12 protein-coding genes are annotated in these 12,126 nt (G+C 67.2%); 1 reads left to right on the top strand and 11 read right to left on the bottom strand.

All coding sequences use genetic code 11. The annotated features are described in order from the left end of the window. Window positions 1-68: 68 nt before the first annotated feature. The 7 genes from HMPREF2914_RS02595 to hutC all read right to left on the bottom strand — a co-directional run bounded on the left by HMPREF2914_RS02595 (window position 69) and on the right by hutC (window position 7,897). Complete coding sequence (locus HMPREF2914_RS02595; protein WP_003095954.1) at window positions 69-1,511, bottom strand: purine-cytosine permease family protein; 1,443 nt, start codon at window positions 1,509-1,511, stop codon at window positions 69-71. 107 nt (window positions 1,512-1,618) lie between these two features. After that, window positions 1,619-3,298: a urocanate hydratase gene (gene hutU, locus HMPREF2914_RS02590; protein WP_003095958.1), complete on the bottom strand. Its 1,680-nt coding sequence runs from the start codon at window positions 3,296-3,298 to the stop codon at window positions 1,619-1,621. A 325-nt stretch (window positions 3,299-3,623) separates the two neighbouring features. Next, the gene (locus HMPREF2914_RS02585) at window positions 3,624-4,421 is read right to left on the bottom strand and encodes a phosphate/phosphite/phosphonate ABC transporter substrate-binding protein (RefSeq protein WP_023085826.1); all 798 of its coding nucleotides are present in this window, start codon (window positions 4,419-4,421) and stop codon (window positions 3,624-3,626) included. An 18-nt stretch (window positions 4,422-4,439) separates the two neighbouring features. Beyond that, window positions 4,440-5,378, bottom strand: a complete 939-nt coding sequence (locus HMPREF2914_RS02580; RefSeq protein WP_003141830.1) for a fatty acid desaturase — start codon at window positions 5,376-5,378, stop codon at window positions 4,440-4,442. 15 nt (window positions 5,379-5,393) lie between these two features. Further along, window positions 5,394-6,416, bottom strand: coding sequence for an ABC transporter substrate-binding protein (locus tag HMPREF2914_RS02575; protein WP_003101766.1), 1,023 nt, complete (start codon window positions 6,414-6,416; stop codon window positions 5,394-5,396). A gap of 141 nt (window positions 6,417-6,557) precedes the next feature. Beyond that, complete coding sequence (locus HMPREF2914_RS02570; RefSeq protein ID WP_003095969.1) at window positions 6,558-7,148, bottom strand: HutD/Ves family protein; 591 nt, start codon at window positions 7,146-7,148, stop codon at window positions 6,558-6,560. Then, window positions 7,145-7,897 (bottom strand): histidine utilization repressor, encoded by a 753-nt coding sequence (gene hutC / locus HMPREF2914_RS02565; RefSeq protein WP_003095970.1) that lies wholly within the window; start codon window positions 7,895-7,897, stop codon window positions 7,145-7,147. Before hutC ends, HMPREF2914_RS02570 begins: the two co-directional genes overlap by 4 nt. A gap of 100 nt (window positions 7,898-7,997) precedes the next feature. Here hutC and HMPREF2914_RS02560 point away from each other — a divergent pair, with 100 nt between their 5' ends. Continuing rightward, on the top strand, window positions 7,998-9,359 hold the full coding sequence (locus HMPREF2914_RS02560) for a formimidoylglutamate deiminase (RefSeq protein WP_023092713.1): 1,362 nt from the start codon (window positions 7,998-8,000) through the stop codon (window positions 9,357-9,359). A gap of 142 nt (window positions 9,360-9,501) precedes the next feature. Here HMPREF2914_RS02560 and HMPREF2914_RS02555 read toward each other — a convergent pair whose 3' ends face one another. The 4 genes from HMPREF2914_RS02555 to HMPREF2914_RS02540 form a co-directional block, all read right to left on the bottom strand. Further along, window positions 9,502-10,071, bottom strand: coding sequence for a lipocalin family protein (locus tag HMPREF2914_RS02555; protein ID WP_003110174.1), 570 nt, complete (start codon window positions 10,069-10,071; stop codon window positions 9,502-9,504). Then, entirely contained in the window at window positions 10,068-10,325 is a 258-nt protein-coding gene (gene bamE / locus HMPREF2914_RS02550; RefSeq protein ID WP_003095983.1) for an outer membrane protein assembly factor BamE domain-containing protein, read from the bottom strand. The genes HMPREF2914_RS02555 and bamE overlap by 4 nt, the downstream gene beginning before the upstream one ends. Window positions 10,326-10,397: 72 nt before the next feature. Further along, on the bottom strand, window positions 10,398-11,000 hold the full coding sequence (locus HMPREF2914_RS02545; protein WP_003095987.1) for a DUF924 family protein: 603 nt from the start codon (window positions 10,998-11,000) through the stop codon (window positions 10,398-10,400). A 4-nt stretch (window positions 11,001-11,004) separates the two neighbouring features. Next, window positions 11,005-12,015, bottom strand: coding sequence for a class 1 fructose-bisphosphatase (locus HMPREF2914_RS02540; protein WP_003110175.1), 1,011 nt, complete (start codon window positions 12,013-12,015; stop codon window positions 11,005-11,007). Window positions 12,016-12,126 lie beyond the last annotated feature (111 nt).

Raw genomic sequence — 12,126 nt, 5'->3', positions numbered from 1 at the left:
TCGGCAGCGCCGTCCGCCAGCGGCGTTTCATGGGATTGAAGGCGGCCGCGCCGCCCTGGAAATTCGTCTCAGGCCCCGTGCGCGGGACGTTCGAAGGCGCCGGGATCGGCCGGCAGGATCATTCGCGCCGGGGCCTGGCGCGTGGCCTTGCGCCGCGCCACCAGGTAGTAGAGGACCGCCGGCACCAGCAAGCCGATGATCCAGGAGATATCCACGCCGCCGAGGTGCTCGACCATCGGTCCGGTGTACAGCGTGGTCGCCAGGAACGGCATCTGCACCAGCACGCCGAGGGTATAGACGGCGATTCCCGGCAGGTTCCAGCGACCGTAGCGGCCGTCGGGGTCGGCCAGCGCGGGCACGTCATAGCGCTCGCGGGTGATGAAGTAGTAGTCGACCAGGTTCACCGCGCTCCACGGGGTGAAGAAGGTCAGCAGGAACAGGATGAAGGACTTGAACGCAGCGAGGAACGAGTGCTGGCCGAGCAGCGCGATGAGCGTCGAGGCGCCGACGATCGCGAGGACGAAGAACAGGCGTTGCACGCGGGTGATCTCCAGTTGACCGCGTACGCTGCTGATGATGGTCGCGATGCACATGAAGCTTCCGTAGGAGTTCAGCGTGGAAATGGTCACCTTGCCGAAGGCGATGCTGAAGTAGAGCAGTGCGGCGACGGTCCCGCTGCTGCCCAGGCCGACGATGTAGGCCACCTCGCGGCCGGCGAACTGGCCGTTGGCCAGGGCTGCGGAGAACACCCCGAGGACCATCGAGGCCTGGGCGCCGAGCACCGAGCCGAGGCCGACGGCGAGGAAGGTCTTCCACGACGAGGTGGACGCCGGCAGGTAGCGTGAATAGTCGGCCACGTAGGGGCCGAAGGCGATCTGCCAGGACGCCGCCAGGGACACCGCGAGGAGGAACGAGGCCCAGCTGAAGTGGCGGATGGCGAGCAGATCGCCGATGTCGCTGAGCAGCATCAGGCGGCTGAACAGGTAGACGAAGGCGATGATGCCGAGGACGCTGGCGATCCGCCCGATGATGTGGATGACGCGATAGCCGAGCACCGTCACCAGGACGATGAAGGCGGCGAAGATGAAGATCCCGGCGCTGTCGCTGAGCCCGGTGAGCTGGCCGATGGCCTGGCCGGAAAGCACCGTGCCGGTGGCGGTGAAGCCCAGGTACATCAGGCACACCAGGGCGATCGGGATGCAGGCGCCGTAGACGCCGAACTGCACCCGGCTGGAAATCATCTGCGGCAGCCCCAGGCGCGGCCCCTGCGCGGCGTGCAGGGCCATCACCGCACCGCCGAGGAGCTGGCCGATGAGCAGGCCGACCAGCGACCAGAACACGTCGCCGCCGAGGACCACGGCGAGGGCGCCGGTGACGATGGCGGTGATTTGTAGATTAGCCCCCAGCCAGAGGGTGAACTGGCTGTAGAGGCGACCGTGACGCTCGTTCGCCGGGATGTAGTCGATCGAGCGCCGTTCGATCAGTGGCTTGCTGTCGCTGCCCTGGGTCATGCTGCTGTACTCCGCTGCGGCTCGCGCGCCGCCATTCTTGTTGTGGCCTGGTCGGGACAGTGGGCGGCCGCCCCCACGCCCCGCCGGCGTGGAGGCGGTTTCCGAGGTCAGCGCTGGGCGGTGATCATCGGCAGGTTCAGGCCCTGCTCCTTCGCGCAATCGATGGCGACCTGGTAGCCGGCGTCGGCGTGCCGCATCACCCCGGTCCCCGGGTCGTTGGTCAGCACGCGGGCGATGCGTTCGGCGGCCTCGTCGCTACCGTCGCAGACGATCACCATCCCGGAGTGCTGGGAGAAGCCCATGCCCACGCCGCCGCCGTGGTGCAGCGAGACCCAGGTGGCGCCGCTGGCGGTATTCAGCAGGGCGTTCAGCAGCGGCCAGTCGGACACCGCGTCGGAGCCGTCCTGCATGGCCTCGGTCTCGCGGTTGGGGCTGGCCACCGAGCCGGAGTCGAGGTGGTCGCGGCCGATGACGATCGGCGCGGACAGCTCGCCGCTGCGCACCATCTCGTTGAAGGCCAGGCCGAGCTTGGCGCGCAGCCCCAGGCCAACCCAGCAGATGCGCGCCGGCAGGCCCTGGAAGCTGATGCGCTCGCGGGCCATGTCCAGCCAACGGTGCAGGTGGGCATCGTCGGGGATCAGTTGCTTGACCTTGGCGTCGGTCTTGTAGATGTCCTGCGGGTCGCCCGACAGCGCGGCCCAGCGGAACGGACCGATGCCGCGACAGAACAGCGGGCGGATGTAGGCCGGGACGAAGCCGGGGAAATCGAAGGCATTGGCCACCCCCTCTTCCTTGGCCATCTGGCGGATGTTGTTGCCATAGTCGAAGGTCGGCACGCCCTGCTGCTGGAACGCCAGCATGGCCCGCACGTGTACCGCCATGGACTGCTTGGCGGCCTTGACCACGGCGGCCGGGTCGGTCTGCGCGCGGTCGCGGTACTCTTCCCAGCTCCAGCCGGCCGGCAGGTAGCCGTTGAGCGGATCATGGGCGCTGGTCTGGTCGGTGACCATGTCCGGGCGTACGCCGCGGCGAACCAGTTCCGGAAGGATCTCGGCGGCATTGCCCAGCAGGGCGATGGAGATGGCCTTGCCTTCGGCGGTGTAGCGCTGGATCCGCGCCAGGGCGTCGTCCAGGTCCTTGGCCTGCTCGTCGACGTAGCGACTGCGCAGGCGGAAGTCGATGCGGCTCTGCTGGCACTCGATGTTCAGCGAACAGGCGCCGGCCAGGGTCGCCGCCAGCGGCTGGGCGCCGCCCATGCCGCCAAGGCCGGCGGTAAGCACCCAGCGGCCCTTGAGGTTGCCGTCGTAATGCTGGCGGCCAGCCTCGACGAAGGTTTCGTAGGTGCCCTGGACGATGCCCTGGCTGCCGATGTAGATCCACGAACCGGCGGTCATCTGGCCATACATCGCCAGGCCCTTGGCGTCCAGTTCGTTGAAGTGTTCCCAGGTCGCCCAGTGCGGCACCAGGTTGGAGTTGGCGATCAGCACCCGCGGCGCGTTGGCGTGGGTCTTGAACACGCCGACCGGCTTGCCGGACTGTACCAGCAGGGTCTCGTCGTCGTTCAGTTGCTTGAGGGTCTCGACGATCCTGTCGTAGCACTCCCAGTTGCGCGCGGCGCGGCCGATGCCGCCGTAAACCACCAGTTCCCTGGGGTTCTCCGCGACCTCCGGGTCGAGGTTGTTCATCAGCATGCGCAACGGCGCTTCGGTCAGCCAGCTCTTGGCGGTCAGCGTAGTGCCGCGCGGGGCGCGGATTTCAATATCGCGGAATTTGCTCGGGGTGGTCACGGCAGGCTCCTGGGCGTGGCGTTCAACGGGCGGCGCCCCGCGAGGGTGCGCCTGAATTCGGGGACGAAGCAGAGGTCGGGCTGGGTCTACCGAACACATCTATGCTTGTACATACAAGTATAAGCAAAGGAAGGGCCAATTCTGCCGTCACGCCCTCCGGCGATATCTGCACACCCCCGTGAATCTCATTCAACACGTTGATTTTTCTGGAGTTAAGAATTAGCGAAGGTGGCCTCTTCTCCGGAAAAAGGAACCTGCCGGAACGGCCCTGGATGCATGTGTTCGAAGCGTGCGCGCACCGGTTTGGGGCCTTCGGTAACACCGTTCAGCGCAATTGCGGGTAACCCCAGCCCTGCGCCTGACGCTCGTAGTCGAGGAGAATCCGGTAATGCTCCTCGCCGGCCGGGAGGAAGCTTTTCAGCGCCAGTGTCGCGGCCAGGTGCGGGCACTCGATCAGCGTCAGGTTCAGCGCTTCGAACAGCTCGCGGCGTTGCGCCGCGCTCCAGTGCAGCGAGGTGATCAGCGGCAAGGCCGGGCTCGGCGCGCTGCGCCCGAGCACGCGCAGGCCGTCCAGGCGCTCCGGTGCGTGGCGTTGCAGGTAGCCGAAGGTCACTGCATCCACCGAGGTCAGCTCGACCTCACCCGCGGCCACCATCGCCAGGCTGCGCAGGTGGCCGCCGCTGATGCGCACTTCGGCGAAGAACGCCGAGTCTCGCCCCAGCGGCGCCAGCGCATGGCGCAGCAGGTTCATGCCGCTGTTGGAGTCGTGGTCGTTGAGCGCCAGGCGGGTATTGCGGAAGTCGCCGAGGCGCTGGCGCGCCTGTCCTTCAGCGGCGACGAACAGACTGCAATGCTCGCCGGGAGCGCAATCGGGCAAGTCGTAGCTGGGCACCGCGAGCACCGCCACCTGGCCGCGCAACTGGGTCATCAGCGGATAGCCGCAGGTCTGCGCGAACAGCAGGTTAGGCTGTCGCCACTGCACCGCCAGATCGGCGGCGGCCGGCGCGTAACGGCGCACGCCCAGGCGCCGGCAGACCTCGCCGATGAAGGTTGCGCCGGCCTGCCTGACGCAGTCCGGCTCGACATACATGTCCAGCGCCGCCACCACCGGGGTATCGATCATGCTCTCGTCCGCCTGCCTTCAATGCTCGGGATGCACCGGCGCATCCACCGGCCGCCAACCGTGGCGCCGCCATAGACGACCATAGCCGGGCAGGTGGAAATCGCCACTGCGTCGCCGGTAGGCACGGCGGCTTGCGTTATACACGCGCGGCAGCAGGTACCAGGGCAGGCCCGGCAGATCGTGGTGGACCAGATGCAGGTTGTTGTTGAGGAACAGCAGCCGCCACGGCCACCCCGCCTCGACCAGCACGCTGCGCTGCGCCGGCTCGCGGGCCGGACGGTGCTCGTAGAAAGAGCGCAGCATGCTCAGGCCGAGGGCCGGATAGGCCACCGCCGGCAGGTATAGCCAGGGCGGGATACCCGCCCAGCGCCAAAGCCCGGCCAGCAACCCGCCCAGCAGCACGGCATGCAGGCCCCACAGGCGCCAGGCGGCGCCCTCTCCCTGGCGCAACCGCGAACCCTCCAGGCGCGCCATCGCCGCCAGGGCCAGCAGCGGGCCGAGGGTGGCGCGACCGAGCAGGGTCTTGTCCAGGCAGAGCCAGCGCCGCCGCCAGGAGCCCAGGCGCGGCCATTCGGACAGACTGACGTAGCGACTCTCGGGGTCCAGCCCCGGGTAGGTCAGTTGCTCGTCGCGGTGGTGCCGCAAGTGGCTGTCACGGTACAGCGGATAGGGATACCAGACGGCCAGCGGCAGGTAGCCGAGCACGGCGTTGAACCTCGGCCAGCGGGTCGGGTGGCCATGGATCAGCTCATGCTGCAACGACATGTAGAGGGAGGCGAACGGCACCAGCCCCGCCAGCACCGGCCAGCCCCAATGCCGATACTGGCTGGCGAGCAGTGCCCAACCGCCGTACAGGCAGGCGATCAGCAGCCAGGTCGGCCATTCGCTGCGCGCCTGGAAGGTATCCTGGAGCCGCCGCACCAGGGTGCGCTGACGCCCGCTCAGGTAGTGCGCCATGAAGGCTGGCGAGGCTTACTTCAGGGAGGTATCGAGGCGCGCGGCGACTTCGGCCGGCACCCAGTGGCTCCAGATTTCGCGATGCTGGCGAAGGAACTGCGCACGCACCTCGCCGACCTCGCGATGATTCTGCGCCATGTCGGCGAGCAGCTCGTTGAACAGCGGCAAGGGGATCTCGACCTTGCGGAACAGCTCGACCAACGCCGGCGCCTTGTCATGGAAATCGCGGGAAACGCCAATGGTGATCTTCGCCGGCAACGAGCGGGAACCGATGGGGTCGGGGTTCTTCGGATCGGACAGGGTGGCCCAGGCCTTCTCGCTGAACGGCGGCTCTTCCAGTTGCACCAGCTTGAAACGGCCCATCAACGGAGTCGGCGACCAATAGTAGAAAAGCACCGGCTCACCGCGCCGGAAGGCCGCACTGATCGCCGCATCCAGCGCCGGGCCGGTGCCGGTGCGGAAGTTCGTGTAGCTGTCCTGCAACCTGTAGGCCTTGAGCTTCTGGCTGTTGACGATCTCGCAGGTCCAACCGGTCGGGCAGTTGTAGAAACGCCCCTTGGCGGGCTCCTCGGGATCGCGGAACAGCGCCTTGTAGCGCGGCAGGTCGGCGACCGACCTCAACTCCGGCGCCTTCGCCTCGATGCCTCGTTGCGGGTCGCCCTTGACCAGGTACTCCGGCACCCACCAGCCCTCGGTGGCGCCCTTCACCGTCTCGCCGACGGAGAACACCTCGCCCGCCTCCTCCGCCGCGCGCCACACCGGGCTACGCCCGGCCCATTGCTCCCCGGTGACCTGGATATCGTTCTGGCGCAGGGCGTTTTCCATGGTCACGGTATTGCCCGGCAGCGCGTCGGTCTCGCAGCCGTAGCCTTTTTCCAGTACGTAGCGCAACAGGTCGGTGGTGAACATGCCGCTTTCCCAGTTCAGCCCGGCGAACACCACTTTGCCCGGGTACGGGCATTCCGCCGCGACGGCGGTCTGGCTGGCGAGGCTGGCGCCCAGGGCGAGGACGGCGAGGATCTGGCGAAGCGGGGGCATGCGGGTCTCCCGGTTGGAGTCGGACGGCATGCGGAACTATATAGGCATTAAAAATATTGGATTAATAACGTTTGGTTCTTTTGATAGACAAAAGCGCCTACCCTTTCGGTGTAGACGCTTTTTCCTGGCGGCGCCGGCGAATCACAGCGAATCGAGTTCCACCGCACAGACCCACGCCGGCTCGTGTGCCGTCAGGCGCCAATGCTGCAAGCCCTGCAGTCCCTCGGCGCACAGGCAGTCGTGGGCAGCCAGTTGCCCGCGAGGTTGCCCTTGCAAGGAAATCGCTACCCCGCCCTGCTGGGCGAAGAGCAGCAGCGTGCTCGCCGTGCCGTGCCAGTCCAGCTCGCCCTCGACCCGCAGCCATTGCAGGCGCGCGCGATGGCGCCGGGGCGCATAGATCAGGTTGAAGTCGCGGATAGCTCCATCGAGCAGGGTGCAGTGCACCTCGCTGTCGCCGGAAAAGGCGAAGGCCTGCCGCGCGCGTAGCGGCGCGGATTCCGCACCATCCACCCGCAGGCGCATGCCGCCGCCCTCCAGCACGCTGATGATCCGCTGGTAACCGGCGAAGCGGGAGAAGCCGCCGGACTCGCCGACATCGGCGATCGACAGGCGCCAGCCGAAGCCGTCCAGGCCGTCGCCGCCGTCGCGGGCGATCTCCTCGGTGGAGCCGGCGCCGTTCTTCCACGGCATTCTCGGGTAGTCGACGGCGCGCAGGATGCGGAATTCGCTCATGAGCTGAAGCGTCCTTCCAGACGGTGGCGGGAACCCGGGTGCAGCAGCCGCGCTGCGGTCACCGCGACACGCCCGGACCAGGTGCGGCGGCGGATCAGCAGGCACGGCTCGCCGCGTTCGATCTGCAACAGCTTGCACTCGGCCGGCTCGGCGAGGATCGCCTCGACCACATGCTCGCCCTCGGTGAGCGGCGCCACCTGGGTCAGGTAGGCATAGGGCGTTTGCCGGGTGAAATCCTGCTTGAGGTAGTCCGGCGCCACCGCGGCGTTCACGTAGCGGTCCTCGATCTGCACCGGGATATCGTTCTCGTAGTGCACGATCAGCGAGTGGAACACCCGCTGGCCTTCGCGCACGTCCAGTGCCAGGGCGCGCTCGGGGCCGGCGACCTCCTCGCCGAGGGTGATCACCTGGCAACGATGGCGATGCCCGCGGGCCGCGATCTCGTCGGCGATGTTGTGCACCTCGAACAGCGCCGACTGGCCCTTGGGCTCGGCGACGAAGGTTCCTACCCCCTGCATGCGCACCAGCAGGCCGTCGCTGGTCAGTTCGCGCAGGGCGCGATTGATGGTCATGCGACTGAAGCCGAGCTGGCTGACCAGTTCGCTCTCGGACGGCACCCGGTGGTGCGGCGGCCAGGCGCCCGACTGGATCTGGCTGACGATCATCTGCTTGACCCGCGCGTAGAGCGGCGCCGGTACCTCGCCGAGTTGCGAGGCCAGCGGGGAACGATCGGAAGAAGAGGACGTCACGGAGAGACTCCTTGTCGAGGCGTCGATGAAGTGAGTTTACGCACCGCTTAATCGTCTGTATATGTATATACAAATAAAACAGACTGCGTGTGAGCTGATTATGTCCGCAATTTTCGCTGAACGTGCGTTGCTGCCGGAAGGCTGGGCGCGAAATGTCCGTTTCGAGATTTCCGCGGACGGAGTCCTCGCCGAGATTCGTCCCGACGCCAACGCCGACGGCGCCGAACGCCTCGGCGGCGCCGTGCTGCCGGGGATGCCCAACCTCCATTCGCACGCGTTCCAGCGCGCCATGGCCGGGCTCGCCGAAGTCGCCGGCAATCCCAACGACAGTTTCTGGACCTGGCGCGAGCTGATGTACCGGATGGTCGCTCGACTGTCGCCGGAACAGATCGAGGTCATCGCCTGCCAGCTCTACATCGAGATGCTCAAGGCCGGCTACACCGCGGTGGCGGAATTCCACTACGTCCATCACGACCTCAACGGCCACTCCTACGCCGACCCCGCCGAACTTTCCCTGCGCATCTCCCGCGCCGCCAGCGCCGCAGGTATCGGCCTGACCCTGCTGCCCGTGCTTTACAGTCACGCAGGCTTCGGCGGCCAGCCGGCCAGCGAGGGCCAGCGGCGCTTCATCAATGGCAGCGAGGCCTACCTGGAACTGCTCCAGCGCCTGCGCGCGCCGCTGGAGGCGGCAGGCCACTCCCTGGGCCTGTGCTTCCACTCCCTGCGCGCGGTGACTCCGCAGCAGATCGCCACGGTCCTCGCCGCCGGCCACGACGACCTGCCGGTCCACATCCATATCGCCGAACAGCAGAAGGAAGTCGACGACTGCCTGGCCTGGAGCGGACGCCGGCCGTTGCAATGGCTGTACGAGAACGTCGCGGTCGACCAGCGCTGGTGCCTGGTCCATGCGACCCACGCCGACCCCGCCGAGGTGGCGGCGATGGCGCGTAGCGGCGCGGTGGCCGGCCTGTGCCTGAGCACCGAGGCCAACCTCGGCGACGGCATCTTCCCGGCGACGGACTTCCTCGCCCAGGGCGGGCGCCTGGGCATCGGCTCGGACAGCCACGTCTCGCTCAGCGTGGTCGAGGAACTCCGCTGGCTGGAATACGGCCAGCGCCTGCGCGACCGGAAACGCAACCGGCTGTACCGCGACGACCAGCCGATGATCGGCCGCACGCTCTACGACGCTGCTCTGGCTGGCGGCGCCCAGGCCCTTGGGCAGCCGATCGGTAGCCTCGCCGTGGGCCGTCGCGCCGACCTGCTGGTGCTCGACGGCAACGACCCCTACCTGGCCAGCGCCGAGGGCGACGCCCTGCTCAACCGCTGGCTGTTCGCCGGCGGCGACCGCCAGGTGCGCGACGTGATGGTGGCCGGCAGATGGGTGGTGCGCGACGGCCGGCATGCCGGGGAAGAACGCAGCGCACGGGCATTCGTCCAGGTGCTGGGGGAACTGCTCGACTGACCCTGCGCAGCGGCGGATAACCGCGTTGCGCTTATCCGCCCCACTCGTTCGAGCCGTCGGGCGCTAAACGCCGATACTTCCCACGCCAGCCGCCAGGCGTGAACGGCGCTGGAAAGAAAAAACGCCCCGGCGGGGCGTTCCTTCACTGGCTCCGCTTCAACTGGCCGTCGGGTACCCGCCAGATCAGCTCGTCCACCGCGTAACCGCGGCTGCGCGCTTCTTCCAGCAAACGCTCGCGGGTCTGCTGCGAAACCTGCGGGGTACGCGACAGCAGCCACAGGTATTCACGGTTCGGATTGCCCACCAGCGCGGTGCGGTAGTCGTCGTCCACCGCCAGCACCCAATAGTCGCCGCGCGCCACGTTGGGGAAGAGATTGGCGAACCAGTTGTCGAAGCGCACCCACAACTTGTCGGTGCGTCCCGGCTGCTGGGCGACCGCCCGCCCCTCCACCTGCTCCCACTCGCCATCCAAGGTCAGGCAGCGATTGATCACCTGGATGCTCTGGTCTTCCTGCAAGCGGTAATGCGCCTCCGATTGCGCGCAGTTGCGCTGGAAGAACATCGGCAAGCGCGCCAGTTCGTACCAGGTGCCCTGGTAGCGCTGGAGGTCGACCTGCTCGGTGGCCGGCGGATTCTTCGGCGAGCCCGCGCAACCGACCAGCAGCAAGCCCAGCCACAGGGTGCAGAGCACCCGGATCGGCAGACCGATCACTTGAGCCCCTGGCCGGAGAAGAGCAGCGCCTTGTCGGCCGCGTACTGCACGCTGATGAAAGCCTTCTCGTCGCCCCAGGTGCAGCTGGACATGCCCAGCGCGCCGGAGCACTCGGTGGGCTTGCCGAGGATCGCCTCGACCTCGGCCTTGCTCATGCCGGCCTTGAGCTTGGAATAGTTTTCCTGGTTGATCTTGCTGCAGGCAGCCAGGACGACGCAGAAAGCGACCACGGCCAGGGTACGGAACGACGCCATGAGGAACTCCTTGTTCGGGGGAAGCGCTGCCCTACAGCTTGGCATACGCGGGGGAAATCCGAAGCCTTGGAGTCAGAAACGCGAACCGGGTTCCCTGAGGAACGCCGTCTCCTCCTCGCTGGAAGGGCGGCCGAGAATGGCGTTGCGATGGGGGAAGCGGCCGAAACGGGCGACTACCGCATGATGCCGCTCGGCATAGTCGTAGAAGTCATCGAAGGGCTGGCGCGCACTGCCGCCGACCTGATCGCGCAGGTCGCGGAAGCAGGCTACCGCCCGCTCCTGGCTGGGCAGGTCCTCGGCGTGCTCCAGGACCAGGTAGGCGAACACCCGGCGCACCGGCGGCAACTGGCGGTCGAAGCCTTTCTCCAGGCCCTCGCGCACCACCCGTTGCGCCCGGGCGTCGCCGGCGTAGGCGCGCGGCGTGTCGCGGTAGATCATCCGCGGCAACTGGTCGAGCAACAGGATCAACGCCAGCCAGCCATCGGCCTCGGCCGTCCACTCCTGCAAGCCGCCGTCCAGCGCCTGGTTCACCAGGTCGCCGAAACGGCCGCCGGCATCGGCGTCCTGGCAGACGTTCTTGCCGAACCACAGGCCGTTGCGCTGGGCAACCACCTCGGCGGCATCGCTGGAGGTGCCGAACCACCAGTCGAGCAAGGTCTCCCAGGGCGCGCTCATCGGCCTACTCCGCGTGGTAGCCGGTGATGCGCTCGACTTCCTGCTTCGAGCCGAGGAACACCGCGACACGCTGGTGCAGGTTCTCCGGCTTGATGTCGAGGATGCGCTGGGTGCCGTTGGTGGCGGCGCCGCCGGCCTGCTCGATGATGAACGACATCGGGTTGGCTTCGTACATCAGGCGCAGCTTGCCGGGCTTCTCCGGCTCGCGGGCGTCGCGCGGGTACATGAAGACGCCACCACGGGTCAGGATGCGGTGGACGTCGGCGACCATCGAGGCGATCCAGCGCATGTTGTAGTTCTTGCCCAGCGGGCCTTCCTTGCCGGCCAGCAGTTCTTCCACGTAGCGTTTCACCGGCGCTTCCCAGTGGCGCTGGTTGGACATGTTGATGGCGAACTCGGCGGTGCTTTCCGGCACGCTGATGTTGTCGTGGGTGAGGACGAAGCTGCCCAGCTCGCGGTCCAGGGTGAAGCCCTTGACGCCGTTGCCGAGGGTCAGCATCAGCATGGTCTGCGGGCCGTAGATGGCGTAGCCGGCGGCGACCTGGGTGGTGCCCGGCTGGAGGAAGGCCTCCTCGCGCAGGGTATCGTTCTGGTTCAGGTACTCGCTGGGGCAGCGCAGCACCGAGAAGATGGTGCCGACCGAGACGTTGACGTCGATGTTGCTGGAGCCGTCCAGCGGGTCGAAGACCAGCAGGTAGGCGCCTTTCGGGTAGCGCCCCGGAATCTGGTAGGGGTGGTCCATCTCCTCGGAGGCCATGCCGGCCAGGTTGCCGGCCCATTCGTTGGCTTCCAGCAGGATCTCGTTGGACATCACGTCCAGCTTCTTCTGCACCTCGCCCTGCACGTTCTCGGTGCCCATGCTGCCGAGTACGCCGCCCAGCGCGCCCTTGGACACCGCATGGCTGATTTCCTTGCAGGCACGCGCCACGACCTCGATGAGGAAGCGCAGGTCGGCCGGGGTGTTGTGGCTGCGGGTCTGCTCGATCAGATAGCGGCTCAGGGTAACGCGGGACATGGATGGCTCCGGAGAGAGGAAAAAACCCGCGCAGTTTAACGCGGAATTGGCGGTCACGCTTGACTCCGCGCAACCGCCGGTTGGAGATCGGCGGCGGTGGCGCGGTTCATT

Origin of the sequence: Pseudomonas sp. HMSC067G02 (assembly GCF_001813485.1) — a bacterium.
GTDB lineage: Bacteria > Pseudomonadota > Gammaproteobacteria > Pseudomonadales > Pseudomonadaceae > Pseudomonas > Pseudomonas aeruginosa.
The sequence above is the reverse complement of the archived record's forward strand: the minus strand, read 5'-3'. Positions and strand labels throughout refer to the sequence as shown.